Genomic DNA, 24,571 nt, shown 5'->3' with positions numbered 1-24,571 from the left:
TGCAATATCGCAATGGTTTTGCTTCAGCAATCGATCCCTTCGGCACACCTGCACCGAGCTACCTACCGAGGGGCCGCGACGGTGCGAGGCAGTCCTGTCGGGCAGACGGCGTCGGCGCTCCTCGAGACAGCCCGGGGATCGCCGTGATCCGGTCGCCGGGCATCGCGGCGCCGCGGCGGTTCATGGTAGGCTGCGCAACATGCAGGGGGGCCTCGCAGTCGGGCCGTCGTCTCGGCGCCGGGATCACGGCGCGCGGCGGGAGCCCGTCGCGCGCCCGTTCGACACGCGCTCGGCACGCCCCGGGAAGGAGCCCCGACCATGAAGACATCGGCTGTGCGACGCACCATCGGCTGGCTCACGGTCACCGCGCTGTCCGTCCTCGCCTCGGCGTGCCAGCCGGATCCCTCGCCCGGCGAGCGGGGCAAGGAGGCGCGGCCGCCGCTCCGCTTCAGCCACGGCTACTGGCTCGGGTACTTCCCGCTGTCCATCGCCGAGGAGAAGGGCTTCTTCGACCAGCAGGGCGTCGACGTGGAGCTCGTCTTCAACCCGGATCTCTACGGCATGATCTCCGATTTCACCGCGGGCAAGGTCGACGGCTTGCCGTGGACCATGGAGGTCGTCGTGCGCATCCTCGCGAGAGAGCCCGATGCGCGGGTCGTCCTCTACTCCGGCCAGACGGCGGGCGCCGACGTCATCATGGCGCGGCCGGAGATCCAGGCGATCTCCGATCTCAAGGGGAAGAAGATCGCGGCCAAGACCGGCGCCATGGGCGAGATGCTGGTCAGCGAGATGCTCGAGAGGAACGGGCTCGCCATCGACGACGTGACGCTGGTCAACGTGAGCGAGACGGACGTCGCTCCGTTCCTGGCGAACAATACAATCCAGGCTGGGCACACCTGGGAGCCCTATGTCACGCAGGCGGCGAAGTCCGGCGCCAAGGCGATCTTCTCGAGCAGGGAGACGCCCGGGCTGTTCGCCGACTTCACGCTCTTCCGCAGCACGGTGCTGCGCGACCGGCCCGAGGATGTCCGCGCCTTCATCCGGGCCTGGTTCCAGGCCGTCGAGTTCTGGAAGGCCCACCCGCAGGAGGGCAACGAGATCATCGCGAAGGCGCTCAAGATCCCGGCCTCGGACATCAGCACGGACGGATACGAGCTCTTCTCGCTGGAGGAGGTCCGACGGAGGTTCGCCCCGAACAACGACCCCACGTCGCTGGCCCCCCTCGTCAACAAGCACATCGATTTCCTCGTTCAGGACGGGCAGCTGGGGCGCCGCCCGGATCTCGACAACATCTTCGATTCGTCGTTCCTGCCGCCCGCCACGAACCGGGAGTGATCGCCGCGGAGCACCTGGACAGCATCGCCACGGAGGTTCGACGAACGCCATGAGTCGCGCAATGCAGCAGCAGGCCCCGCTCATCACCCTCCGCATGAAGCTGATCGTGGCGCTCTTGGCGGTCGCGCTCGCGCCGCTCTCGATCCTCACGCTCCTGAACAAGCGGACCAACGAGACGGTGCTGACCGAGAGCGCCAACCAGGCGCTCGCCGCGGCCGCGTCGCAGGCCGCGACGAGCGTCGACGATTTCGTCGAGCGCAACCTGGACGCGGTCCGCGTCGAGGCCCGCCTGCCCGGCCTGACCAGCTACCTGAGCCTCGACGACGAGGCCCGGCGGAGCGGGAGCGAGGCGCATGCGTTCGCGTCGAGGACGCTGCACGGGCTCATCCGGAAGGACACGATCAACATCCTCTCCTATGCGCTGCTCGACCAGCGCGGGCACAACGTCCTCGACACGGTGCAGACGCCCGCGGAGAGGGACGAATCCAGGAGGGACTACTTCGTCCGTGCGATGGAGACGGGCCTGCCCTACGCGTCGTCGGTCGTGTTCGCCGGCGAGGTGCCCCAGCTCGTCTTCAGCAGCCCAGTCCGCGACGCGCTGAACAAGAAGAAGACGATCGGCGTGCTCCGGTGCACCTACAACCTGTCCGCCGTCCAGCGGATCATCCTCTCCCAGACGCAGCTCCTGAAGGCGTCGGACGCGTTCGCGATCCTCCTCGACGAGCACCACGTCCGACTGGCGCACGGCCGCTCGCCGGAGCTCGTGTTCAAGTCGCTCGTGCCGCTGGCCCCGGACCTCGAAGGCCGGCTCAAGGCGGAGCGGCGGCTGCCGGACAAGCCGGCCGCGGAGCTGTCGACCGACGTGCACGCCTTCGACGAGGGGCTGCGCCGGTTCGAGCTCGAGCAGGACCCGACCTCGGCGGCGAGCCGCTTCCTGCGGGCCCGCATGGCCGCGAGGGACGCCCCCATGAGCGCGGTGGCCTTCGCGCGCGTGAGCGCCTTCGACGGCATGAAGAAGCCGCCGTGGACCGTGGCGTTCGTGCGGCCGGAGGCGGCGTTCCTCGAGCCCATCGAGGAAAAGACGACGCGCGACGCGCTGCTGCTCGCCTCGCTGATCGCCGCGATCGTCACGGCGGTCGCCGTCCTGATGGCGCAGGTCCTGACGAGGCCGATCACCCGCCTCGCCCAGGCGGCGTCGCAGCTGGCGAGCGGGAGGCTCGACACCGCGGTCGAGGTGCGATCCCACGACGAGATGGGCACGCTGGCGGAGGCCTTCAACCAGATGGCGCGCCAGATCCAGGGGTCGTTCGAGGAGCTCGAGCACCGCGTCGAGCAGCGCACGGCCGAGCTGAAGGAGGCGAAGATCGCCGCGGACTCCGCCAACAAGGCAAAGAGCGACTTCCTCGCCAACATGAGCCACGAGCTCAGGACGCCGCTCAACGGCATCCTCGGCTACGCGCAGATCCTCCGGCGCTCGCGGGGGCTGGGCGAGCAGGACCTGCGCGGCATCGACATCATCCATCGCTCCGGCGCCCACCTGCTCACGCTGATCAACGACGTCCTGGATTTGGCGAAGATCGAGGCGCAGGCGATGGAGGCCCACGCGAACGATTTCCACCTGCCCTCGTTCCTGCGATCGACGGCCGAGATCTGCCGCATCCGCGCCGAGGAGAAGGGCATCGCGCTCGTGTATACGCCCGATCCCGAGCTCCCAACCGACGTGGTCGCCGACGAGCGGCGGCTGCGGCAGGTGCTGATCAACCTGCTCGGCAACGCCGTGAAGTTCACCGAGAAGGGCCGCGTCTCCTTCACGATCAAGCGGCTGGGCGACGGGCCGCGCCCGCCGCACCCCTCCGCGCCGGACTCCGCCGCGATCCAGAGCGCGCCGCGCAGGACGCACCGGGTGCGCTTCGAGATCGAGGACACAGGGACGGGCATCAGCCCGGATCAGCTCGACCAGATCTTCCTGCCGTTCAAGCAAGCCAGCGACGGCAAGCGCCGCGTCGACGGGACGGGGCTCGGGCTCGCGATCAGCCAGCGCATCATGAAGCTGCTCGGCAGCTCGATCGAGGTGAGGAGCGAGCCCGGCAAGGGGAGCGTGTTCTGGATGGACGTGATCCTGGCCGAGTCGCCCCGGCGAACCCAGCCCACGGCGCTCCGGCCCGCGTCGGCGATCGTCGATTACGAGGGCAGGCGGCGCCAGGTCCTCGTGGTCGACGACAAGCCCGAGAACCGCGCGGTGCTCGTGAAGATGCTGCAGTCCGTCGGGTTCGAGACGTCCGAGGCCACGGACGGCAAGGAGGGCCTCGCGGCGGCGTCCGAGCGCGAGTTCGACCTTGTGGTCACGGACCTCGCGATGCCGGAGCTCGACGGCTGGGAGATGATCCGTCTGCTCCGGAAGGCGCCGGATCGAGCAGGATTGAAGATCTTCGCGTCGTCCGCGAGCGTCTTCCTGTCCGATCAGGACAAGAGCCTGGCCGCGGGCGCCGACGATTTCCTCCCGAAGCCGCTGCAGCTGGAGGAGCTCTTCGACAAGATCCAGCGGCACCTCGGGCTCTCGTGGATCTACGAGCAGCAGGGCGATCCCGGCGCAGTGGGCGAGGCGCCCGCCGGCGCCCACCGCGACCCGAGCTCACCCGAGCTCGCCGACGGCGCAGATCCGCAGGTGACCGCCCCCGCCGCCGAGGAGCTGCGGAGCCTCTTCGATCTCGCGCACAGAGGGCTCTTCAACCAGCTCCAGAAGCACCTCGACAGGCTCGATCGCGCCGATCCGAAGCTCGCGCCGTTTTGCAGGCACCTGCGACGACTGATGCAGGATTTCAAGATGGAAGCCGTTGAAGATTTCATCAAGATGCACCTACGCGATTGACGTTGCTTGGACGGCGCGCGCCTTGGTTGTGGCGATGGGAGCGCGCGCTTCCTGTTCCTGGAGGGTAGAACGATGGATGCCAGTGAAGCCGGGACGATACTCATCGTGGACGACAACCCGAGGAACCTCGGTCTCTTGTCCGATACCCTGACGGGCTCAGGCTTCGAGGTCGCGGTGGCGGTGGACGGCGCGCGCGCCCTGCGGCTCGCGAGGGAGGGGATGCCGGATCTCATCCTGCTCGACGTGAAGATGGATGGGATGGATGGATTCGAGACGTGCCGCCGGCTGAAGGTCGACCCGGCCACGGCCGCGATCCCCGTCATCTTCATGACGGCGAGCACGGACCTGTCCGAGGACCGGGTGAAGGGCCTGAACCTCGGGGCCGTCGATTACCTCGCCAAGCCGTTCCTGGACGAGGAGCTGCTCGCGCGCGTCCGGGTGCACACGAAGCTCAGGAGGCTGACGATGCACCTGGCCGCGCAGGTGGACGAGCGGATCGCGGCGGAGGCGGCCCTGCAGCGGCTCACGCAGGAGCTGGAGAGGCGCGTGGGAGAGCGCACGGTCGCGCTGGAGAGCGCGCTCGCGGGGCTCACGCAGGCGCAGGCGCAGATGGCGACGGTCATCCGCGCGGCGCAGGCGGTCTCGGGCGAGATCGTCCTCGACGACGTGCTCGATCGGCTGATGCGGCTCACGCTGGAGCACGCCGGCGCGCGGAAGTGCGTCCTCGTCCTCTCGCGCGAGTCCGGGCTGGTGATCGAGGCGTCGATCACGAGCGATCCGGACACGGTGGTGCTCGGGCTCTCGACGCCGGTGGGCCCGGGGGTCGATCTCGCTGTGTCGCTCGTGGAGGAGGTCGCGAGGGCCCGGCAATCGATCTTCGTCTGGGACACGAGCCGCGACGCTCGCCCGGCGGACGCGCGGTACCTCGCGGAGAAGGGGCCGAGGTCGATCCTCTGCCTGGCCATGATGTGCCAGGGCGAGCTGATCGGCGTCCTCTACATCGAGGGCGACGCGGCGCCGGAGCCGCTGCTCGCGGCGCAGCTGGAGACGCTCGGGCTCCTGGCCTCCCAGGCGGCGGTGGCCGTGAAGAACGCCCTGCTTTATGGGCACCTGGCGGAGATGACGTCCGAGCTCCGCCGCTCGAACGAGCGCCTGGAGACCGAGGTCGCGCGCCAGACGGAGGAGCTCCGCCAGACGAACGAGCGCCTGCAGCTGGAGCTCGTGGAGCGCGCCCGGGCCGAGGGGGAGCGCGCCCGGGCCGAGGAGGAGCGCGCCGCGCTTCAGGCCGAGGTCATCGAGGCGCAGAGCGCCCGGCTCGCGGAGCTCTCGACGCCGCTCATCCCGATCACCGATCACATCATGGTGATGCCGCTCATCGGGACGATCGACTCCACGCGAGCGCAGCAGGCGCTCGAGGTGGCGCTGAACGGCGTCCAGGCGAACCGGGCGAAGGTCGTCATCATCGACGTCACCGGGGTGACGGTGCTCGACTCGGCGGTCGCGAGCACGCTGATGAGCACGGCGACGGCGCTGCGGCTGCTCGGGTCGAAGACGGTGATCACCGGCATCCGCGCTGAGCTGGCGCAGACGCTCATCGATCTGGGCGTCGATCTCGGCGCCGTGGTCACCAAAGGGACGCTCCAGAGCGGCATCGGCTATGCGCTCCAGCAAGCCGGCGACGGCGGGGCGGGCCTGCACGTCAACGGCAAGCACGCCCGCAACGGCCCCGCGCCCGGCCGCAGAAACGGCCATTAGAGCGACGGTCACCCGCTTCGGATACGGGCCCACCTCGGCGTTTTCGGTGCTCAGCGCACCGGAGTGCGCTTGCGCGCCGAAAACGCCGATCTGGGCCCGTCTCCTGTGCGGGAGACCGCCGCTCTAGCGACCGGCTGATTGCTGCCATTCGCTGGCCGCGCCGGGGAGCGCCGCCCGGTAGCCCAGGTAGCGCCCGAACGCGCGCATCGCCTGGTTCCAGTGCTTGGGCTCCTTCACCAGCATCTCCTTCACGCCGACGTCGGCCAGCGCGTCGCCCACCTCGATCCACCGCGGATCGCGCGTCAGCGCGTAGGCGGCGCCGAACACGGGCACGATCAGCAGGTTGAGGTCGGCGGTCCCGCTGTCGTCGTACGCGTCGGTCTCGCAGCCCCACAGGTACCGGAACGCGCGCCCGTCCGAGGTGATGGCGCGCTCGGCGAGCCAATCTGCAGCGCGCGCGACCACGTCGCGGACCCGCGGGTCGCCCGTGAGCGCGTGGTAGTCCATGAGCGCGTCGACGAGCAGCGCGGTCATGAACGGGGAGCCGCCGCGCGGGCCGCGCTCGCACTCCGACGGGTCGGCGCGGGTCAGGTCGTGCTCGAACGCGCCCGACGCGCCCTGCTGCTGCCACGCGACCGTGCGATCCGCGAGCCCGCGCAGCGCCGACAGGAGCTCCGGCCGCGGGTCGAGCGCGTAATAGCTCGACAGGGTCATCATCACCCAGGCCATGTTGCGCTCGGTCACGCGCAGCACGTCTTCCCTTCCGCCCGTGAGCGCGGCCTGGTTCTGCCGGAGGGCCTCGCCCATGGCGAGGACCGCCTCCCGGGCCGCGGGATCACCGGTGAGCAGGTAGTCGTCGACCATGCCCTGACCGAGCATGCGCCGGAGGACTTGCCAGGAGAGGGGCGCCGCCGGGGTCCAGTCCTCCCGCTCGCAGACGTGGACCGCGAGGCGGCGATCGGGCGAGAACCTGAGCTCGTGCTGCCGGTACCAGACGGCCTCGGCGCGCGCGCGCCGGTAGCGGGCGGCATCGCCGTTGCGGAGGAAGCGCTGGTAGAGCGCGTGCGGGCCGTCGTAGTACGTGCGGTACGGGGCCGAGCAGGTGACGCCGTAGGTGTCGTAAGCGGGCGTCATGCGGGCGAGCGCGCCCTCGATGCCGGCCTCGAACCCGGGGAAGCGGCGATCGTCCATCGCCGGCAGCTGCGGCCCGGACACCAGGCTCGCCGCGTACCACGACGGCGGCAGCACGGCCGCGATGGGCCCGTCCGGGTTCGGCAGGAGCGCCTCGTCGAGCACGGCCGCCCGAGGGACCTGGAAGGGCTGCGGGACCTGGGTGAGCCGGGGGGCCGGGGGCGCCTGGGTGGGTGGGTGGTCGGCGCGCTGCGAGGGGGATGATGGCGAAGGGACGCCGAAATCCAGCGTGTAGATCGCTCGTTCTCCGGGCGCGAGCGCGGCGCGGAAGACGAGGAGCGCGCTGCGGATCGAGCCGCCCCTCGGCCAGACCGCGAGCGGCTTCGCGCGGAGCGGGACCGCCGCGCCGCGCGCGTCGCGCAGCCGGATGAACCGGACGTCGCGCAGCGCGCCCGGCGCGAACGGCACGGCCGCCGACACGACGGCCTCCGGCGCCGGCGGCGCCGCTCCCGGCGGGCGCTTCGCGGGCGCGGGCGCAGGCGCGCTCGAAGCGCCGTCGGCGACGAGCAGCAGCGGAACCGATTCCGCGGCCGGCGGCGCCGGGAGCGCAGGCGCGCCGCGCGCCTCCAGGACGGCCCGCACGCGCGGCTCCACCCGGCGGGCGGCGGGCGCCCGGCCGCAGCTCGCCAGGAGGAGCAGCGCTGCGAGGAGCAGCGCCGCGAGCGGGCGGCGGGCGGCGGGCCTCGCCTTTGCGCGCTGCGCATCCATGCCGCATCCGATGCTCTGCGCCCGCCGCGCATCGCGGCACAGCCATCGAGCGCGCGGCCGCAACGAGGCGGGCTGCTCGGCGCGGCGCGCTCGCCCGGTCGCGCTCGCCGGCGCCGCGGGAGCGAGGACAAACAGCGCGTCGAGCTCGCTCGGTAGGCCGTAGGCTCGAACGCCTCGGACCCTCGCCGGCATCGAAGGGGAACCTGCCGCGATGCTGTGGGCTGTCCTGAGCGTGTTCGTCGGAGCGCTGCTGGCGCCGGCCCTCTACCGCGGGCTCGGGCGCCCGGCCGGCTGGCTCTTCGCGGCGCTCCCGCTCCAGGTGCTCGTGTTCGCGACTGCGTTCGTCGCCGAGGCCCATCAAACGTCGCTGCCGTGGATCCCCTCGCTCGGCGTGGAGCTCGCGGTGAGGCTGGATGGGCTCTCGCTCGTGTTCCTCGGGCTCATCTGCGGCATCGGGGCGCTGATCTTCGTGTACGCGAGCGGATACCTGCGTTCGCACCCGCGGCTCGGGCGGTTTTACGCCTATCTGCTCCTGTTCACGGGGTCCATGGCGGGCCTCGTGCTCGCCGACGACGTCATTCTCCTCTTCGTGTGCTGGGAGCTCACGAGCGTGAGCTCGTATCTCCTCATCGGGTGGGACCACGAGCGGCCGGAGGCGCGCAAAGCCGCCTTGACGGCGCTCCTCGTGACGGGCGGCGGCGGGCTCGCCATGCTCGCGGGCCTCGTCCTCCTCGTCGTGGTCACGGGAGAGACGCAGATCTCGCGGTTCTCGGGGGATGTCGTCCGCGGAGGCCCCCTCTACCTGCCGATCCTGCTCCTCGTGCTCGCGGGAGCGTTCACGAAATCAGCGCAGGTGCCCTTTCATTTCTGGCTCCCTCGGGCGATGGAGGCGCCCACGCCGGTCAGCGCCTACCTGCATTCTGCCACGATGGTGAAGGCCGGCGTCTATCTGCTCGCGCGCCTGCATCCCACGCTGGGCGCGACGCGCGAATGGTACATCGTCGTGACGGGCTTCGGCGCCGCCACGATGGTGGTGGGCGCGGCGCTCTCGGTCACCCAGGAGGATCTCAAGCGGATCCTCGCCTATTCGACGGTGAGCGTGCTCGGCCTCCTCACGATGCTCCTCGGCATCGGGACCCGGGCGGCCGTCTCCGCGGCGGTGGTCTATCTGGTCGCGCATTCGCTGTACAAGGGCGCGCTCTTCATGACCGCGGGGACCCTGGACCACGAGACCGGGACCCGCGACGTCACCCGTCTGCGGGGCCTCGCGCGGCGGATGCCGATCACCGCGACGGCGGCCGTGCTGGCGGCGATCTCGAGCGCGGGGGCGCCGCCCCTCCTCGGTTTCCTGTCGAAAGAGCTCTTCTATGAGGCCGTCCTCGCGCCGCCCTCGATGACGGCGGCCCTCGCCGGGGCCGCGGTCGTATCGAGCGCCCTCCTGGTCGTGGTGAGCCTGGTCGTCGCTTATCGTCCCTTCTTCGGGAGTTCCCCGGCGGCGCCCACGCTCCCCCACGAAGCGCCGCCGTCCTTGTGGCTCGGGCCTGCCACGCTCGCGGCGGCGAGCCTCGTCTTCGGGGTGGCGCCGCGGCTCCTCGGCGACCTCCCGAGCGCGGCGGCGACCGCGATCCTCGGCCGGCCCGCGCCGCTCGAATTGCACCTGTGGCACGGCCTGACCCCCGTGCTCGGGCTCAGCGCCGCGACCCTCGTCGCCGGCCTCGGGCTCTTCCGCGTCCTCTCCGGCCGCGAAGGGCGCCTCTTCCACGCCGCCGAGCGCCTCGGAGCCTGGGGCCCCGGGCGCGTGTACGACGCAGCCTTCGCGGGGCTCCTCCGGTTCGCGGAGTGGCTGACCGGGCGGCTCCAGACGGGGCATTTGCGCCGATATCTGCTCGTCACGGTCCTGACGACGGTCGTGCTCGTCGGGACGCCCCTGCTCCGGAGCCTCCCTTTCACGATCCCGTCGCTCACGGTGGCGCTCCCGGAGCTCGTGCTCGCGGGCGTGATCCTCGCGTCCGCGGCCATGGCGACGCGCACGCAATCGCGCCTCGCCGTCGTCGCCGCGCTCGGCGCGATCGGCCTCTGCGTCATGCTCGTCTACGTGATCTTCAGCGCGCTCGATCTCGCGCTGACGCAGATCATGGTCGAGGTGCTGACGGTCGTCATCTTCGTCCTCGTCCTGCACCACCTGCCGCGCTTCGTGCCCCGATCCCCCGCGCGCGTGTGGATCCCGGACGCGATCGTCTCCGCGATCTTCGGGGTCACGGTGACCCTGTTGATCCTCATGTCGTCGACGCTCTCCCCGGAGCCGATCCTGCGCGAGTTCTTCGTGGCGAAGGGATACCCGGAGGCCCACGGGCGGGACATCGTCAACGTGATCCTCGTGGATTTCCGGGCGATGGACACGCTGGGCGAGTCCACGGTCCTCTGCGTGGCGGGGATCGGGGTCTATGCGCTGCTCGCGACCCGCGCGCGGAAGGGAGCCTGAGCCATGCCCTCCTTCGTCCTGCGCGCCGCCACGCCGGTCTTGATGGTGCTCCTGATCATCGTCTCGATCTACGCGCTCCTCCGCGGCCACGACGAGCCAGGGGGCGGGTTCCTCGGCGGGCTCCTCATTGCATCGGCGTTCTCGCTCCACATCCTCGCGTACGACGTCCCCTCGACGCGGCAGCTGCTCCGCGTCGCGCCCCAGACGCTCATGGGGCTCGGTCTCTCGACGATCGTGCTCTCGGGCGTCGTCGGGCTCGTCGCCGGCGGCTCCTTCCTGCAAGGCGTGTGGGCGACCGTCCCCGTGCCGGGGCTCGGCGACGTCGCGGTGGGGACGCCGGTCCTGTTCGACGTCGGCGTGTATGCCGCCGTGATGGGCATGGTGCTCATGATCCTCCTCATGGCCGCGGAGATGAGCTCATGACGGTCCTCCTCGCGATCGTCGTCGGCGGGCTCTATGCGTCGGGGCTGTTTCTCATGCTCCGGCGCAGCATCGTGAAGCTCGCCTTCGGCCTCGTGCTGCTCGGTCACGGCACGAACCTCCTCATCCTCACGGCAGCCGGCGTCGTCCGCGGCCGTCCCCCGCTGATTCCCAAGGGGGAAGGGGCCTTCCACGCGCCGCCGGCCGATCCCGTGGCCCAGGCGCTGATCCTGACGGCGATCGTCATCAGCTTCGCGGTCGTCGCGTTCACCGTCGTCCTCCTTCACCGCGTTCATCGGACCATGGGCAGCGACGATATCGACTCTCTCGAATCGACCCGCCCATGAAGGTGCTCCTCGTCCTGCCCGTCCTCGTCCCCCTGACCACGGCGGCCCTCTCGCTCCTCTCCTTCCGGCGCGCGGGGAGGCAGCGCGCGCTCGGGCTCGTCGGGAGCGTTTTTCAGCTCGCCGTCGGTGTCGCCTTGCTCCGCGCCGTGCACCGGGGAGGCATTCAATCGACCCAGCTCGGAGGCTGGCCCGCGCCGTACGGCATCACCTTCGTGGTCGACCTCTTCTCGGCGCTGATGGTCCTGCTCTCGGGCGTCATCGCGGTCGTCACGTCGATCTACTCCCTATCGGACATCGACGGCGAACGGCGGGAGCACGGGTTCTACCCGCTCATGCACGCGCTCCTCATGGGGACGAACGGGGTCTTCGTCACAGGCGACCTCTTCAATCTGTACGTCTGGTTCGAGGTGACGCTGATCGCGTCCTTCGTGCTCCTGGTGCTCGGCAACGAGCGGCCGCAGATGCAGGGAGCGATCAAGTACGTCGCGATGAACCTGATCTCGAGCGCCCTGTTCCTCACCGGCCTCGGCATCCTCTACGGATCCGTGCACGCCCTCAACATGGCCGATCTCTCCCTCAAGCTGCCGAGCCTCGCGCCGCCGATCCGGTTCACCCTCGCGATGATCTTCCTCGTCGCGTTCGGCATCAAGGCCGCTGTCTTCCCCCTCTTCTTCTGGCTGCCGGACTCGTATCACACGCCCCCCGTGACGGTCACCGCGCTGTTCGCGGGGCTCTTGACGAAGGTGGGTGTCTACGCCCTCGTGCGCAGCTTCACCCTCCTTTTCGTGAGCGACGGGGAGACCACGCACGCGCTCCTCCTCGGGATCGCGGCCTTCACCATGGCCGTCGGCGTGCTCGGCGCGGTGTCCCACCGGGAGGTGCGGCGGATCCTCGCGTTCCACAGCGTGAGCCAGGTCGGCTACATGGTCATGGGCCTCGGCCTGTTCACGCTGTCGTCCCTCTCGGGGGCGATCTTCTTCGTCCTGCACCACGCCATCATCAAGTCGAACCTCTTCCTCATCAGCGGGATCATGCAATCCGGGGGGAAAGACGCCCGCCTCGACCTTCAGGGCGGGCTCCTCGCGCGGAGCCCCGGGCTCTCCGCCTGCTTCCTCGTCACGGCCCTCTCCCTCGCCGGCATGCCGCCGTTGTCGGGGTTCTGGGCCAAGCTCATCCTGGTGCGATCGGGGCTCGAGGTCGGCTCGCGAGGGGCCGCGGCCGTCGTCGCCACGAGCCTCGCCGTCGGCCTCGTCACCCTCATTTCGATGACGAAGATATGGAACGAGGCCTTCTGGAAGCCCGCGCCCGCCGGGGCCGACCTCGCCCCGCGCGAGAGCGGGGCGCGGCGTAGCGCGCTCCTGTACCTGCCGGTCGTCCTCTTGACCGCGCTGGGCGTCACGCTCGGAATGGCGCCCGAGCCGCTCCTCGCCGTCGTCCGGCGGGCCGCCGCGCAGCTCGCCGATCCGACCGACTACGTGCGCGCCGTGCTGGGGGAGGGTCGCCCATGAGAGCCCTCGTTCTCAACCTGTTCCTGGCGATCGTCTGGGTGGGCCTGACCGGCCGCGCCACCGCGGGGGGCCTCGTCTTCGGCTTCCTCCTCGGGTACCTCTTGCTCCTCTGGCTCCGGCGCCTGATCGGCCCCACGACCTATTTCGAGAAGCTGCCAGGGGTGCTGTCGTTCATGCTCTTCTATGCGAGAGAGATGGTGCGGGCGAACCTCAGGGTCGCCCGCGACGTCATTTCGATCAGGCGAAAGAGCCGCCCCGGCATCGTCGCGGTCCCCCTGGATCTGACGACCGATCTCGAGATCACCGTGCTGACGATCCTCCTCGCCCTGACGCCCGGCACCTTTGGCCTCGACGTCTCGGGCGACCGCACGGTCCTCTTCGTCCACGCGATGTTCGTGGACAGCGCCGACGCGCTGCGGGCGACCATCAAGAGCGACCTCGAGCGCCGCGTGAAGGAGCTCTTCCGGTGACCCCGCTCTTGCTCCTCGCGATCGCCCTCGTCACGGTGGCGTTCGTCGTCGCGTTCATCCGCCTCCTGCTCGGGCCGAGCCTCCCCGACCGCGTTGTCGCCATGGACCTCATGGCGACGGTCGGCAGCGGGGGCATCGCCCTCTACGCGATGGTGACCGACCGCGGCGTCCTCCTCGACGCGGTGATGGTGCTGTCGCTCATCTTTTTCCTCGGCACCATCGCGTTCGCGTACTACCTCGAGCGACAGGGGGAGGCGTCGTGATCCTCGAGTTCGTCGAGGGCGCGCTCCTCGTCATCGGATGCGTCTTCATGCTGCTCGCGGCCGTGGGCATCCTGCGCATGCCGGACCTGTTCACGCGCCTCCAGGTGACATCGAAGGCCTCGGTGTTGGGGATGACGTGCATCATCTCGGCCTCCGCCCTTCACTTCTACGATCCGGCCGTCACCACCCGGGCCATCGTCATCATCGCGTTCGTGGCGCTGACGATGCCCGTGGCGACGCACTTGCTCGCTCGCGCCGGTTACACGACCAACACGCCCCTCTCGCCGGAGACCGTGGTGAACGAGCTCGCGGCGCATTACGATCCGGCGACCCACACCCTCGCCGGCACAGAGCCGAGGACCCGCACGTTCGAGCTCGTGCCCGGGGCCGCCGTCGTCGGCAAGCGTATCGCCGAGCTCGGCCTGCCCGCCGGCGTGCTCATTCGCGCCATTCACCGGGAGGGCGGGACGGTCGTGCCCCGGGGCCAGACGATCCTCGAGGCCGGCGACAGGCTCGAAGTGCTCGTGGAGCCGGCAGAGCTCGGCCGCGTGCGCGAGATCTTCGAGGCCTAGCGCCACAACCGCGCCCCCACGCCCCCGGCGGTCGGCGGGCAGGCGTGTTTGCCAGGCTCGCCAACCTCTCTTATCCTATGCGGTTCGTCCGCTTGCGCCGCTTCCATGCGGCGAGCCGGGACGAAGGGGGGTTGTAATGAACAGAATGATGCTGGTCGCCGGGTCGCTCCTCGCGCTCACGGGGTGCGCTGGGAACGTGGACGCTCCCGGCGCAGGCGGAACCGACGACGCAGACGGGTTCGAGACGGCGCCCGGGCCGCTCCGGGCGGGTGACGTCATCGCGTATGCGGCCGAGACGTCCCACCCGTACGCGGGTGGCTGGAAACAGGCGATCACCTCGCCGGGCGCCACGTTCGTGCGCGTGCACTTCAACGACTTCTCGCTCGCGAAGGGCGATTACGTCACCGTCTCGAGCCCCGACGGCACGCAGTCGTTCCGGTACGAGGACCGCGGTCCGAACGGAGACGGCGACGTCTGGGCGTTCGCCGTCGACGGCGAGACGGCGATCGTCGAGCTTCACAGCACCAGCGGCGGTGGCCACGGGTTCTCGATCGCGGACATCGGCCACGGGACGCTCGCGCTCGCCCCGGAGCCTTTGACATCGGGCGAGGCGACGCCGGGCAGCATCTCCATCGCGAGGAAGCCCAGCGGAGGCACGCCGGATATCGTGTGTGCCACGGAGGGTCGCGAGAACGTCGCGTGTCACGACCTCGACGCCCAGCAGGGACCTGTGGCGCGGCTGCTCTTCCGGCGCGACGCGGGCATGTACCTGTGCACGGGCTGGCTGATCGAGGGGCCGTACGACAACACGCTCATCACCAACAACCATTGCATCAGCACCCAGACGGAGGTGACCAGCCTCGAGGCCCGCTTTGGTTACCAGTCCACGGACTGCCCTGGCATGAACATTGCCGCCGGCCAGCCCTTCGCTGGCAGTACCCTCCTCAAGACGAACAGCCGGACCCGCAGCCGTTCCAAAGGTGGCCTCGATTACACGCTGATCCAGCTGACGGGCGACTCCGCCGGCAACCCCCAGGCGACCTGGCGCAAGCTCACCCCGACGACGGCGGCGCCCAGCGTCGGCGCCTTCATCAATTTCATTCAGCACCCGGGCGGGAGGCCGAAGCAGGTCGGCTACTGGAGGGATGCGGCGCATTCCCTCCGCTGCCAGATCGACACGATCGATCAGACCTACTCCGGCACGGTCGTGGGATCGCAGATCGGCTATTCGTGCGACAGCGAAGGGGGCTCTAGCGGGTCACCGATCATCGATGCCGTGTCGGGCAACGTGGTCGGCCTCCACCACCTCGCCGACGTGGAGTGGTTCAACTGCCGGAACGGAGGAACAGAGATGTCCGCGATCTGCGCGGACGCCGGCGACCTCATCCGCTGCGCCAGCAATTGAGTCGAACGAAGTCCTGTCGCGCCGCTGACAGATCCACTCTTTTTGTCATTTTAGCGGAATTGAACAGGGAGACGGGGAGATCGGTGGGAATTCACTCCCCGTTTCCCCGCCTCCATGTGAATTCTCCCGAAAAATTCGAGGAGATGCTCCAGGTCGAGCCCTGTCGCTCCAGGCGAAGGGCCCGAGTGTCGAGCGCCGCGAGGCCGGCCGCCTCCGAACCGCGGTCAGGCGACGGCGGCGATCGTGCGCGCCAGGCGCCGTGTTAAGCGTCGCCGCACCATGCAGGCGCCCGACACCGATCCCCCCGCGCCCTCGGAGCCGCTCGAGGACAGCGCCCCCCCGATCCCCGAATCCCCCACGCTCGCCAGCCGCGGCGCTGCCTCCCCGCGCCCGCCCACGCGCCGCTGGGCCGTCGGGCTGCTCAGCGCCCTGCACGCCCCCGTCTTCGCCTGGGCCGCGCTCTCCCTCCCCTTCCGGCCGTGGACGCTCTTCGCCGTGGTCACCGCCGCGCTCGCCCTGCTCCACGCCGCGACCGCCGTCCTCTCGCTCCTCCCCCACCCGCTCGCGCCGCGCGCCTTCCGCGTGACGTCGTTCTGCTCGCTCGGCTACCTCGCCTTCCTGAGCTTCGAGCTCCTGTCCTCCGCCGTCTACGTCGCCTCGCTGAACCGCGGCCTCGGCACCGGCATCGCGACGGCGCTGCTCGCGGTCTGGGCGGTCGTCGCGCTCCTCACGCTGCCGTTCGCGTGCTGGGGCGTCGCCTCGACCGGCGGCCTCCGCCTGCTGCGCCCGAAGCGCCGGCCCTCGCCCGCGCTCGCCGCGCTCGCCGCGCTGGTGGTCCTGGCCGCGCTCTCGCTGCTCTTCCGTCACCGGGTCGCCAAGGCCGACGTCGTGCCGGTGCCGGGCGGCGCGCCGTCGCGCACCGGGGCGGCGCTGCGCGAGGCGCTCGCTTCCTTCGACGCGCTCCCTCCGCCGCCGGCCAAGGCGCCCTCGCTCATGACCGCGGCGCCGGCCGCGTGCGCCGCGCCCCCGGAGCCGGGCCGCCCCACCCTCGTCGTCACCCACCTCGCCCCCGGCCGCGACCCCGAGCGCGCCGCCGTCGCGACCCGCTGCCTCCAGCCCGCCCCCGGCGAGGACGCGGCGGCGGCGCTGCGCGGTGCGCTCGCCGAGGCCCTGCGCGGCCCGCTCAAGATCGACGTGGTCTCCGCCGCGCAGCCGCTCGCCTCCCCCGGGCCGGGCCTCGACGGGCTGTCGCTGCGCCCCGGGCTGGACGGCCTCTGCCTCGCGGAGCGGTGCCTCATGCCGTGGCAGCTCATCGCGCTCGACGCGTTCAACACGAACGCGCCGCTGGCCGGCGTCCCCGACTTCCGCTTCGGCGTGGATCTCGCGGTCCTGCGCCGCGCCCTCGGCGAGCCCGAGCCGCCCGGCGGCCACGGCGCCGGCGGCGCCGCGCCGCGGGACGGCCTCGTGCGGATCGAGACGCTCAGCTACGCCGTCGACGACGAGGGCGCGCTCCACCTCCTGTCGCGGCTCGGAGAGCCGTCGGTCCCGCTCACCGAGGCGACCGCGCAGCAGGCGGCGGCCGCTGCCCAGCGCTACATCCTCGGGGCGCAGCGGAAGGACGGCATGTTCCGCTACATCGTCGACCCGTTCACCGGGCGCGCCTCGTTCGACGGGTTCTCGATCGCGCGGCAGGCCGGCACGACGCTCGCCCTGTGCGAGCTCGGGGTCGGCGCCGAGGGCGTGCCCATGTCGCCGGAGCTCGCGAAGGTGGTGCAGCGCTCGCTCGGGCTGCTCGCGAAGCTCGAGCGCAGGGCCGGCGAAGGCAACTCCGTCGGCGCGCTCTTCTACCCCAAGGACAGCCCCGGGACGATCGCGGGCCTCAACCCCACGGCGTTGAGCCTGGTCACGTTTCTCACGTGCCGCGACGCGCACGGAACGCACGACGCGCTCGTCGGGCGGCTCGCCCGCATGGTGCTCGCGACGCAGCGCGACGACGGCGGCTTCGCGCCGCAGCTCGACCTCGCGCGCGTCGCGCCCGTCCTCGGCCCGACGCAGCTCTACGAGGGCGGCCAGTCGGTGCTCGCGCTGACGCTGCTCGAGGCGCTCGCCGCCCGCGAGCCGAGCCCCGAGCTCCCGCCCGCGGCCGCCGTGCGCGCCGCCGTCGATCGCGCCATGGACTACTACGCGAACCGTTACTGGGATCATTTTGCCAGTGATTTCGTGTACATGGAGGAGAACTGGCACTGCCTCGCGGCGCGCGCGGCGCTCGGGCACCACCGCCGCGACGACTACGAGCGGTTCTGCCTCGATTACGTGGCGTTCAAGTCGCGGCTCGTGCTCGACGAGGACAGCGGGGTGACGCCCGACCTCGTGGGCGGGTACGGGTTCGGCAACGTGCTGCCGCCGCACAACACGGCGACGGCGGGGTTCGGCGAGGCGCTGGCCGCGGCGATGGCGGTCAAGGAGGCGCGCGGCGAGGACCTCGCGAAGGACCGGGCGTTGATGCGACGGGTGCTCGAGTTCCTCGTGCGGCAGCAGTGGTCGCCAGCGACCTGCTTCGCGTGCAGCCGCGACGTGATCATCGAGGGTGGCTTCGGCGAGAGCATGGCGTCTCCTCGGATCCGCATCGACTACGTGCAGCACGCCTGGGCCGCGCTCGGCCACGGGGGCCGAATGCTCGGGCTCGTGCCTGGGCGAAGCGCGCCGGCGGCGGGGCCTCTGTGAGCGCGGCCGGCGACGGAGAGGCCGTCGTGAGCGCCGGCGCCGACGGTGGACCGAGCTCGCAGGGCGGCGCCGTGAGCGCCGGCGCCGGCGGTGGACCGAGCTCGCAGGGCGGCGCCGTGAGCGCCGGCGCCGGCGGTGGATCGAGCCCGCGCGGGACCGCTCGCCTCAGCGAGCGCCGGGCGTATGCGTACGGCGTGACCGCCGCGCTCCTGCTCCTCATGCTCGCCCCGCTGTTCCGCCGCCCTCCGGTGGACAGCTTTCCGCTGTCGACCTACCCGATGTTCTCGTGGGGCCGCCACGACGCACAGACCGCCGTGGAGCGCGCCGTGGGCGTGGATTCCCGGGGCGGGCGGCGGCCGATCCCGCCGCGCCTCGTGGGCAGCGAGGAGGTGCTGCAGGCCAAGGCCACGCTGGCGCAGAGCATCCGGCAGGGCGCCCGCGCGGCCCGCGCGCTCTGCCGCGGCATCGCGTCGCGCGTCGCGGCGCAGGACGGCTACGCGGATGTCGTCGCGGTCGAGATCCGGACAGACACCTTCGATGCCGTCGCGTTCTTCGAGGGGCAGGAGGCCCCTGTCGACTCGAAGCTCCACGCGACGTGCAAGGTGGGCGCGCGATGAGGCGGCTCTTTGCGCGGTTCGACCGCGCCTTCTTCGCGGAGGCGCCCGCCGAGCGGCTCGCGCTCTTGCGGCTCCTGGTCGGCGGCTTCGCCCTCGTGTACCTCTGCGTCCGCGCGGTGCACTTCCAGCGGGTGGGCCACCTGCCTGCGGAGAGCTTCAGGCCCGTCGGCGTGGTCTCGGTGCTCTCCGCGCCGCTCCCCCTCTGGGCGGTGCGCAGCCTGCTTGGCGCGGCGATCGCCGCCGGCGCGGCGTTCGTGGCGGGCTACCGGTTCCGCGTCGCCGGGCCGGTCTTCGGCGCGCTCCTGCTCTGGGTGCTGAGCTACCGGAACTCCTGGGGCATGGTGTTCCACACCGAGAACCTCCTCGCGCTCCACGTCATCGCGCTCGGCCTCGGGGCCGCGGCGGACGCGCACTCGCTCGACGCGCGCGCGGCGCGCCGCGCCGGCGCCCCCGCGCCGGCGCCGGACGGCCGCTATGGCTGGCCGATCCGGCTGCTCTGCGCGATCACGGTGATGTCGTATTTCATCGCCGGGATCACGAAGCTCCGGAACAGCGGCCTCGACTGGGCGACGAGCGATATCCTCCGCAACTACATCGCTTACGACAACGTCCGGAAGATCGCGCTCGGCGACACGCACTCTCCGCTCGGCGGCGCGCTCGTCCGCTACCGGTTCCTGTTCCCGCCCCTCGCGCTCGCCAGCCTGGCGATGGAGCTCGGCGCGCCGCTCGCCCTGTTCAGCCGGCGCGTCGCGCTCGTCTTCTGCAGCGCCGCCTGGCTCTTCCACCTCGGCGTGCTGCTCACGATGGCGATCCTGTTCCCGTACCCGCTGCTCGGCGTGGCATTCGCGGGGTTCTTCGAGCTGGAGAAGCTGCGCGATCTGAGGCGCCCGCGCCGCGCGAGCGCAGCCATCGGGGTCAGGAGATCGTGAGAGGCGCTCCCGGGCGCGAGCGCCACGCCGGGGCGTCGGGCTCCCCCGGTCGCGATCACTTCTTTTGCCGAAGGCCTCGAGCATCAGCTCGCCCTAGCGCTGCCCGGGCGTGCGCTGGCCCGCGAGGTCGAAGTGGTATTGCTCGAGTGCCACCTATCGTAGCGCCGCCCAGGCCGGACGCTCTCCGGGTTCACGTGCCGCTACGCGCGCTCGCTCGGCTCCTCGTCGAACGGCTCGCACACGAGATAGACCTTCTTCCCGCTCGGATGGATCGCGAGCGTCGCGTAGCGCGGGCAGGCGAAGCACTCCCGCGCGTCCACCGTCGCCGCCCGCCGCGGGCAGCGCACCGTCCGTGGCTCGGTGCCACCCCCCTCGACCTCGATCCACACCAGCTTGTCCGATTCCTCCAGATGACAGGCCATGGCGACCTCCTCCCGCGGCCATCTGCCGATGAAAGGCGGTTTGCAATCATCGAGCCGGAAGACGTCGACCCGCGGCGCCGCCATGGCGAGCCGCCAGGACCGCACCCGGATCGCGCCTGTTGCCGTCGACTCCCATGCTTCTTCACGGCTCCGCACGTCATCTCTCAGCGGCGGAGCGGGCTGCTGCTCCGCGCCCCGGGTTCCTGGGCGCACGCCCTGCGCCGAGAGGCGCGCCGAATGCATCTGCGATGAAACGAGGCGTGGGCCCTTCCGCGCCGGCTGGGCCCACGCCTCGGCGCAGCGCCTGGCGCGCCCCTTGCTGCGTCGTCTGTGCTGCGGTGGACGCCGCAGCGCTCTTCACAGGGGGTCGCGATGGCAGACTGGCTCGTCGTGCTGCTGGCGGCTGCGGGCGGCGTCGTGGCGTTGATCGTCGGGGCGAGACGCCTGCTCGCCCGGCGGCATTACCACACCTCGGAGGCCACCCTGGTCTGTCCACGGACCGGGGCTCCCGTGCGGTGTCGGCTTGTCGTCGACGGCCGCTCCGAGGAGCCCGTCGAGGTCGCACACTGCTCGCTTCTCCCCGGCGGGCGGCCCACGTGCGAGCAGGACTGTGTGAAGCTCATGAACCTGGGCATCCGGCTCGCGCCCGTCGAGCCAGCGCGTCCACCACGAACGCACGAGCGCCCTGACGCAGGCGAGCCCGGCGCCGGCGAGGAGCCCGGCCCGCCCTCGCCATGACGCGTCCGGCGGATCGTGGCGCGCAAGGCGTGCGCCGCCCCGCACTCCCTGCATCGCGCAGCGCGACGGCCGGCCCGCCGCCGCCCGGGAGCCGTGATGGCACATCGCGTGCTGTCATGGCCGGAACCATGGCTTTCCAGACACCGAAGATCACGACCCGCTCCTCGGCCAACCTGCCGATCGCGATGGTCCTCCTGGGGACTGGCTCCCTGCTGTGGATCCGCGCCGCGCTGCGCGCGCCGGGCGCGCTGGACATGACCCCCAGCGTCGACGGCGGCCTGACCGTGGGGATCGTCGGCGTGCTGCTCGCGCTGCTGCACGGCGTCGCCTACCCGACAGCGCTCCTGGCGGTGGCGGCGCCGCTCGCCCTCGTCCAGCTCCTCGCCGCGGGGCTCTCGGGGCCCGCTTTCCTGCCCGTGCTCGGGATCGAGCTCACCGTGCTCGGCATCTTCGGCCTGCCGCTCTCCCGGCTGCCTCGCCGCCGCCCTGCTGTGGCGGCGCCGGCGCGCTCGCTGACCGCGGCGCACCCGTCGCCCTCGTGAGCAGCCAGCCCGTGGGTCGATCGACGCGCCAGGGTGTCGCGGCGGCGAGGTTCGACAGGCGTCGCTCCGGCCCCGCGCGAGCGGGGCCTTCGCTTTCGCCGCGGATCAGAACTCGAACTTGTCGAACGAGTTCAGGTCCTTGCACGCATCGACGAGGCGCGCCGCCACGCCCTTCTCGCCGAGGTGGAGCCAGCCGCGCGGGTCGATGTACTTCTTGTTGGGCTTGTCCTCGCCCTCGGGGTTGCCGAGCTGCGACTTCAGGTAGGCGCCCTTGTCGTCCATGTACTTCTTGATGGGCTGCGTGAAGGCCCACTGCGTGTCCGTGTCGATGTTCATCTTGATGACGCCGTAGGACACCGCCTCGCGGATCTCCTCGCGCGACGAGCCGGAGCCGCCGTGGAACACGAAGTCGACCGGCTTCGCGCCCGTCTTGCGCTCCTTCTGGATCGCGTCCTGGGAGTTCTTCAGGATGGGCGGCCGGAGCTGCACGTTGCCCGGCTTGTAGACGCCGTGCGTGTTGCCGAACGACGCGGCGACCGTGAAGTTGCCGATCGGCTTCAGCGCGTCGTACGCGGCGAGCACCTCCGCGGGCTGGGTGTACAGCTTGGCGTTGTCGATGCCGCTGTTGTCGACGCCGTCTTCCTCGCCGCCCGTGACGCCGAGCTCGATCTCGAGCGTCATGTTGAGCGCCGCCATCTGCCGCAGGTACTTCTGGCAGATCTCGAGGTTCTCGTGGAGCGGCTCCTCGGACAGATCGAGCATGTGAGAGGAGAACAGGGGCTCTCCGTTCTTCTCGAAGAACTTCTTGCCGTGCTCCAGCAGGCCGTCGATCCACGGCAGGAGCTTCTTCGCGGCGTGATCGGTGTGCAGGATGACCGGCACGCCGTAGGCCTCGGCCAGGTTCCGCACGTAGTGCGCGCCCGCGACGGCGCCCGCGATGGCGGCCTTCTCACCCTTGTTGTCCAGGAACTTGCCGCCGAAGAAGTGGGCGCCGCCGTTCGAGAACTGGATGATGATGGGGCACTTGGCCTCTCGAGCCGCCTGGAGCGCGGCGGTCGTGCTGTGCGAGCCGATCACGTTCACGGCCGGCAGCGCACACTCGACGCTCTTCATGTACTCGAACAGCTCCTGAAGAGCGGAGCCAGTGATCACGCCGGGCTTGAGCTTCATCTTGGACATGGCACCTTGAATCCTTGTTCCTTGCTCGGGTCTCGCCCGAGCATGCAACGCGGCGAAGGAAAGCGGAAGGGTGGATCGGATCCGCAGGGCGGGCGCGGTCCCGGTACCATCGCCAAAGCCCAGGGAGCAAGCGGATTCTCCGCTGGCTTCTCGGTGGAATGATCACCCCACGGCGAGCCCGCGCTCGCCGAGCAGCCGCCCGGAGATCCACATGCAGGCCTCATCCATCTCGCCCGAAGAGCTCCTCGCATCCCTCGCGGAGGCCGCGCAGGGCCTGCTGTTCCCCAGCGAGTCCGATCACGAGCTGCGCCCGTTCCGGGCGCGCGGGGACGCGTCCTCGCCGGCCGCGCTGCTCGCGGCCGAGGGCCTCGGCGCGGCGACGCCGGTCGAGGTCACGACGGCGGGCGACCTCTTCGCGCCGGTGATCGACGTGCCGGGGAACGCCGGCGACGCGGCGCTGGCCGAGGCGGGGCGATACCGGCGGCTCATGGACCTGCTCGAGCGCCACCTCACCGACGTCCGGGTCTACCGCGTCGGGCGCGTCGCGATCGACGTCTACGTCGTCGGCCGCCATCCGTCGGGCGCGTGGCTCGGCCTCGTGACGAAGGTCGTCGAGACCTGAGCGCGCCGCTCAGCGGGCGCCGGCGGGCCCGTCGTCGACGCGCGCCTCCAGCGTCCGCTGCACGGCCTCGGGGAGGGCGGTCATGAGGTCGTAGCCCGCGCGCCGCTCGATCTCGTCCACCGTCGTCCGGTACTGCCCCCAGCCTTGATCGAGGATGCCCGTCTCGTTCGGCATCACCACCGCGATGACCCGCGTCGCCGGGCCGATGTCGCCGGGCCCCTGCCCCGGCTCGAGGACCACGGCGACCTTGAAGAACGCGTCGGGCACGGCGACGTCCTTGCCGATGGTGGCGGCCGGGCGCTCGCGCTCGTCGAAGAGGCCGCCGGCTGTCAGGAACAGCACCCGGCGCTCCTTTTGCGCGAGCTCCTGGCACGCCTCCTCGAGCCTCAGCCACGGACCGGCGTTGAGCTCGTGCCGCTGCGGCAGGATGTTCGTGAGGAGGAACGTCGCCTTGTTGTCGTCGGGGTTCCGCGTCCGCTCCTCGGAGCGGACCATGTGGCCTCGATCGAAGCCGGAGCCGGTGTAATCGTCGTGCTGCACGCGGTACCAGCCGTCCGGCAGCGCGGTATCGGCCAGGAACTTGCCCCGATAGCGGGGCGCGTCCCCGAACGAGGCGGCGTCGAGCCTCCAGCTGACCCAGTTCGCCACGTTCCTGGAGCGGTTGTAGGAGAGGGCGTACTGGGGCTTGATCATCAGGTGATCGTCGGACGCGTCGGCCCGCGCGGCGCGCCCTCCCGTGCGGGCCGGGACGCCGAGCTCGAGGTGGGGGCTCGGCGCGGGCGGGCGCGAGGACGGCGCGTCCTTCGGCGGCGACCCTTTCGGCGGAGCGGCCTTCGGCGGCGAGGCGCTGCCGGATCGGCCGGGCGTCGGCGACGGCCTGGAGGTGCGGCCACCGCCGAGGTCGAGGCCGAGCTCGTCGAGCCCGCGCTCGAGGCCACACTTGACCCCCACCGCGCTGAGCCCGGTCACGAGGAGCGCGACGAGCACGCGCAACCCCGAGGACTTCTGTTGTCGCTTCCTGTTCGAGCCCACGTCAGCGCTGCCAGCTATCTACGGCAGGGACGGCGCAGGCGTCCAGCGCGACCTCGGCGAGGCGCGCGGCGCTCGGCCCGCCAGGCGCGCCGGTAGGTTTTGCTTGACGAGCGCTCGCTGCTGCGCGGATGCGAGCCGGAGACGCTCGGATCCATCATCATACCCTACCGAGCATCGGCGCCGAAGCGACCTTCTGAGCGGCGTTGACGTCACAGCGCCGCGGGCAGCGCTCACCAGGAGCGCCGCGGCTGCTCGCGCGCGCCGCGCCGAGGATCGCCGGGAATCGTCCGCGGGGGATCCATCACCCGTGGACCCGTGAACACAATGCAGCGGAGCCACAAAAATCGCACATCGGTTCATCAAACGATGTCCGTGCCGCGATGGCGTCTTCTGGCCATGACGTCCGGCAGGAGCCGTAAAGCCTGAGGAGATTTGTTCGCC

General features: G+C 71.0%; 21 protein-coding genes. 17 read left to right on the top strand and 4 right to left on the bottom strand.

What is annotated here, in order from left to right:
- Window positions 1–318 precede the first annotated feature (318 nt).
- The 3 genes from WMF29_RS10320 to WMF29_RS10310 all read left to right on the top strand — a co-directional run bounded on the left by WMF29_RS10320 (window position 319) and on the right by WMF29_RS10310 (window position 5,959).
- Entirely contained in the window at window positions 319–1,335 is a 1,017-nt protein-coding gene (locus WMF29_RS10320) for an ABC transporter substrate-binding protein (RefSeq protein ID WP_437328673.1), read from the top strand.
- A gap of 49 nt (window positions 1,336–1,384) precedes the next feature.
- A complete protein-coding gene (locus WMF29_RS10315; protein ID WP_437328672.1) occupies window positions 1,385–4,204 on the top strand; it encodes an ATP-binding protein in 2,820 nt (939 codons plus the stop codon).
- 72 nt (window positions 4,205–4,276) lie between these two features.
- A complete protein-coding gene (locus WMF29_RS10310; RefSeq protein ID WP_437328671.1) occupies window positions 4,277–5,959 on the top strand; it encodes a response regulator in 1,683 nt (560 codons plus the stop codon).
- 123 nt (window positions 5,960–6,082) lie between these two features.
- Here the strand turns inward: WMF29_RS10310 and WMF29_RS10305 are convergent, their stop codons facing one another.
- Complete coding sequence (locus WMF29_RS10305; protein ID WP_437328670.1) at window positions 6,083–7,858, bottom strand: hypothetical protein; 1,776 nt, start codon at window positions 7,856–7,858, stop codon at window positions 6,083–6,085.
- 211 nt (window positions 7,859–8,069) lie between these two features.
- On the opposite strand from WMF29_RS10305, the gene WMF29_RS10300 reads away from it, so the two are divergent.
- The 11 genes from WMF29_RS10300 (at window position 8,070) to WMF29_RS10250 (ending at window position 19,595) form a co-directional block, all read left to right on the top strand.
- The gene (locus WMF29_RS10300) at window positions 8,070–10,340 is read left to right on the top strand and encodes a putative monovalent cation/H+ antiporter subunit A (protein WP_437328669.1); all 2,271 of its coding nucleotides are present in this window, start codon (window positions 8,070–8,072) and stop codon (window positions 10,338–10,340) included.
- A gap of 3 nt (window positions 10,341–10,343) precedes the next feature.
- Window positions 10,344–10,763, top strand: coding sequence for an MnhB domain-containing protein (locus tag WMF29_RS10295; RefSeq protein ID WP_437328668.1), 420 nt, complete (start codon window positions 10,344–10,346; stop codon window positions 10,761–10,763).
- Window positions 10,760–11,107: a Na+/H+ antiporter subunit C gene (locus tag WMF29_RS10290; RefSeq protein WP_437328667.1), complete on the top strand. Its 348-nt coding sequence runs from the start codon at window positions 10,760–10,762 to the stop codon at window positions 11,105–11,107. The genes WMF29_RS10295 and WMF29_RS10290 overlap by 4 nt, the downstream gene beginning before the upstream one ends.
- Window positions 11,104–12,615 carry a proton-conducting transporter transmembrane domain-containing protein gene (locus tag WMF29_RS10285; RefSeq protein WP_437328666.1) on the top strand — a complete coding sequence of 504 codons (1,512 nt, stop codon included), beginning with the start codon at window positions 11,104–11,106 and terminating at the stop codon, window positions 12,613–12,615. The genes WMF29_RS10290 and WMF29_RS10285 overlap by 4 nt, the downstream gene beginning before the upstream one ends.
- The gene (locus tag WMF29_RS10280; RefSeq protein WP_272101617.1) at window positions 12,612–13,085 is read left to right on the top strand and encodes a Na+/H+ antiporter subunit E; all 474 of its coding nucleotides are present in this window, start codon (window positions 12,612–12,614) and stop codon (window positions 13,083–13,085) included. The genes WMF29_RS10285 and WMF29_RS10280 overlap by 4 nt, the downstream gene beginning before the upstream one ends.
- On the top strand, window positions 13,082–13,348 hold the full coding sequence (locus WMF29_RS10275; RefSeq protein WP_437328665.1) for a monovalent cation/H+ antiporter complex subunit F: 267 nt from the start codon (window positions 13,082–13,084) through the stop codon (window positions 13,346–13,348). Before WMF29_RS10280 ends, WMF29_RS10275 begins: the two co-directional genes overlap by 4 nt.
- Window positions 13,345–13,920: a monovalent cation/H(+) antiporter subunit G gene (mnhG, locus tag WMF29_RS10270; RefSeq protein WP_437328664.1), complete on the top strand. Its 576-nt coding sequence runs from the start codon at window positions 13,345–13,347 to the stop codon at window positions 13,918–13,920. Before WMF29_RS10275 ends, mnhG begins: the two co-directional genes overlap by 4 nt.
- Window positions 13,921–14,056: 136 nt before the next feature.
- Window positions 14,057–15,325, top strand: coding sequence for a trypsin-like serine peptidase (locus WMF29_RS10265; RefSeq protein ID WP_437328663.1), 1,269 nt, complete (start codon window positions 14,057–14,059; stop codon window positions 15,323–15,325).
- A 279-nt stretch (window positions 15,326–15,604) separates the two neighbouring features.
- Entirely contained in the window at window positions 15,605–18,049 is a 2,445-nt protein-coding gene (locus tag WMF29_RS10260) for a hypothetical protein (protein WP_437328662.1), read from the top strand.
- A 26-nt stretch (window positions 18,050–18,075) separates the two neighbouring features.
- Window positions 18,076–18,666, top strand: coding sequence for a hypothetical protein (locus WMF29_RS10255; RefSeq protein WP_437328661.1), 591 nt, complete (start codon window positions 18,076–18,078; stop codon window positions 18,664–18,666).
- Complete coding sequence (locus tag WMF29_RS10250) at window positions 18,663–19,595, top strand: HTTM domain-containing protein (RefSeq protein WP_437328660.1); 933 nt, start codon at window positions 18,663–18,665, stop codon at window positions 19,593–19,595. Before WMF29_RS10255 ends, WMF29_RS10250 begins: the two co-directional genes overlap by 4 nt.
- Before the next feature lie 200 nt (window positions 19,596–19,795).
- On the opposite strand, the gene WMF29_RS10245 is transcribed toward WMF29_RS10250, so the two are convergent.
- Window positions 19,796–20,017, bottom strand: coding sequence for a hypothetical protein (locus tag WMF29_RS10245; RefSeq protein ID WP_437328659.1), 222 nt, complete (start codon window positions 20,015–20,017; stop codon window positions 19,796–19,798).
- Window positions 20,018–20,389: 372 nt separating this feature from the next.
- Here WMF29_RS10245 and WMF29_RS10240 point away from each other — a divergent pair, with 372 nt between their 5' ends.
- Entirely contained in the window at window positions 20,390–20,755 is a 366-nt protein-coding gene (locus WMF29_RS10240) for a hypothetical protein (RefSeq protein ID WP_437328658.1), read from the top strand.
- A 128-nt stretch (window positions 20,756–20,883) separates the two neighbouring features.
- On the top strand, window positions 20,884–21,297 hold the full coding sequence (locus tag WMF29_RS10235; RefSeq protein WP_437328657.1) for a hypothetical protein: 414 nt from the start codon (window positions 20,884–20,886) through the stop codon (window positions 21,295–21,297).
- A gap of 105 nt (window positions 21,298–21,402) precedes the next feature.
- Here WMF29_RS10235 and fbaA read toward each other — a convergent pair whose 3' ends face one another.
- The gene (gene fbaA, locus WMF29_RS10230; protein WP_437328656.1) at window positions 21,403–22,476 is read right to left on the bottom strand and encodes a class II fructose-bisphosphate aldolase; all 1,074 of its coding nucleotides are present in this window, start codon (window positions 22,474–22,476) and stop codon (window positions 21,403–21,405) included.
- Window positions 22,477–22,687: 211 nt separating this feature from the next.
- Here fbaA and WMF29_RS10225 point away from each other — a divergent pair, with 211 nt between their 5' ends.
- Window positions 22,688–23,098, top strand: a complete 411-nt coding sequence (locus WMF29_RS10225) for a nuclease A inhibitor family protein (RefSeq protein WP_437328655.1) — start codon at window positions 22,688–22,690, stop codon at window positions 23,096–23,098.
- Window positions 23,099–23,107: 9 nt separating this feature from the next.
- Here WMF29_RS10225 and WMF29_RS10220 read toward each other — a convergent pair whose 3' ends face one another.
- Window positions 23,108–24,130 (bottom strand): DNA/RNA non-specific endonuclease, encoded by a 1,023-nt coding sequence (locus tag WMF29_RS10220; protein WP_437328654.1) that lies wholly within the window; start codon window positions 24,128–24,130, stop codon window positions 23,108–23,110.
- Window positions 24,131–24,571: the final 441 nt, after the last annotated feature.

Origin of the sequence: Sorangium sp. So ce381, from assembly GCF_051473845.1 — a bacterium.
Classification (GTDB): Bacteria; Myxococcota_A; Polyangia; order Polyangiales; family Polyangiaceae; genus Sorangium; species Sorangium atrum.
The sequence above is the reverse complement of the archived record's forward strand: the minus strand, read 5'-3'. Positions and strand labels throughout refer to the sequence as shown.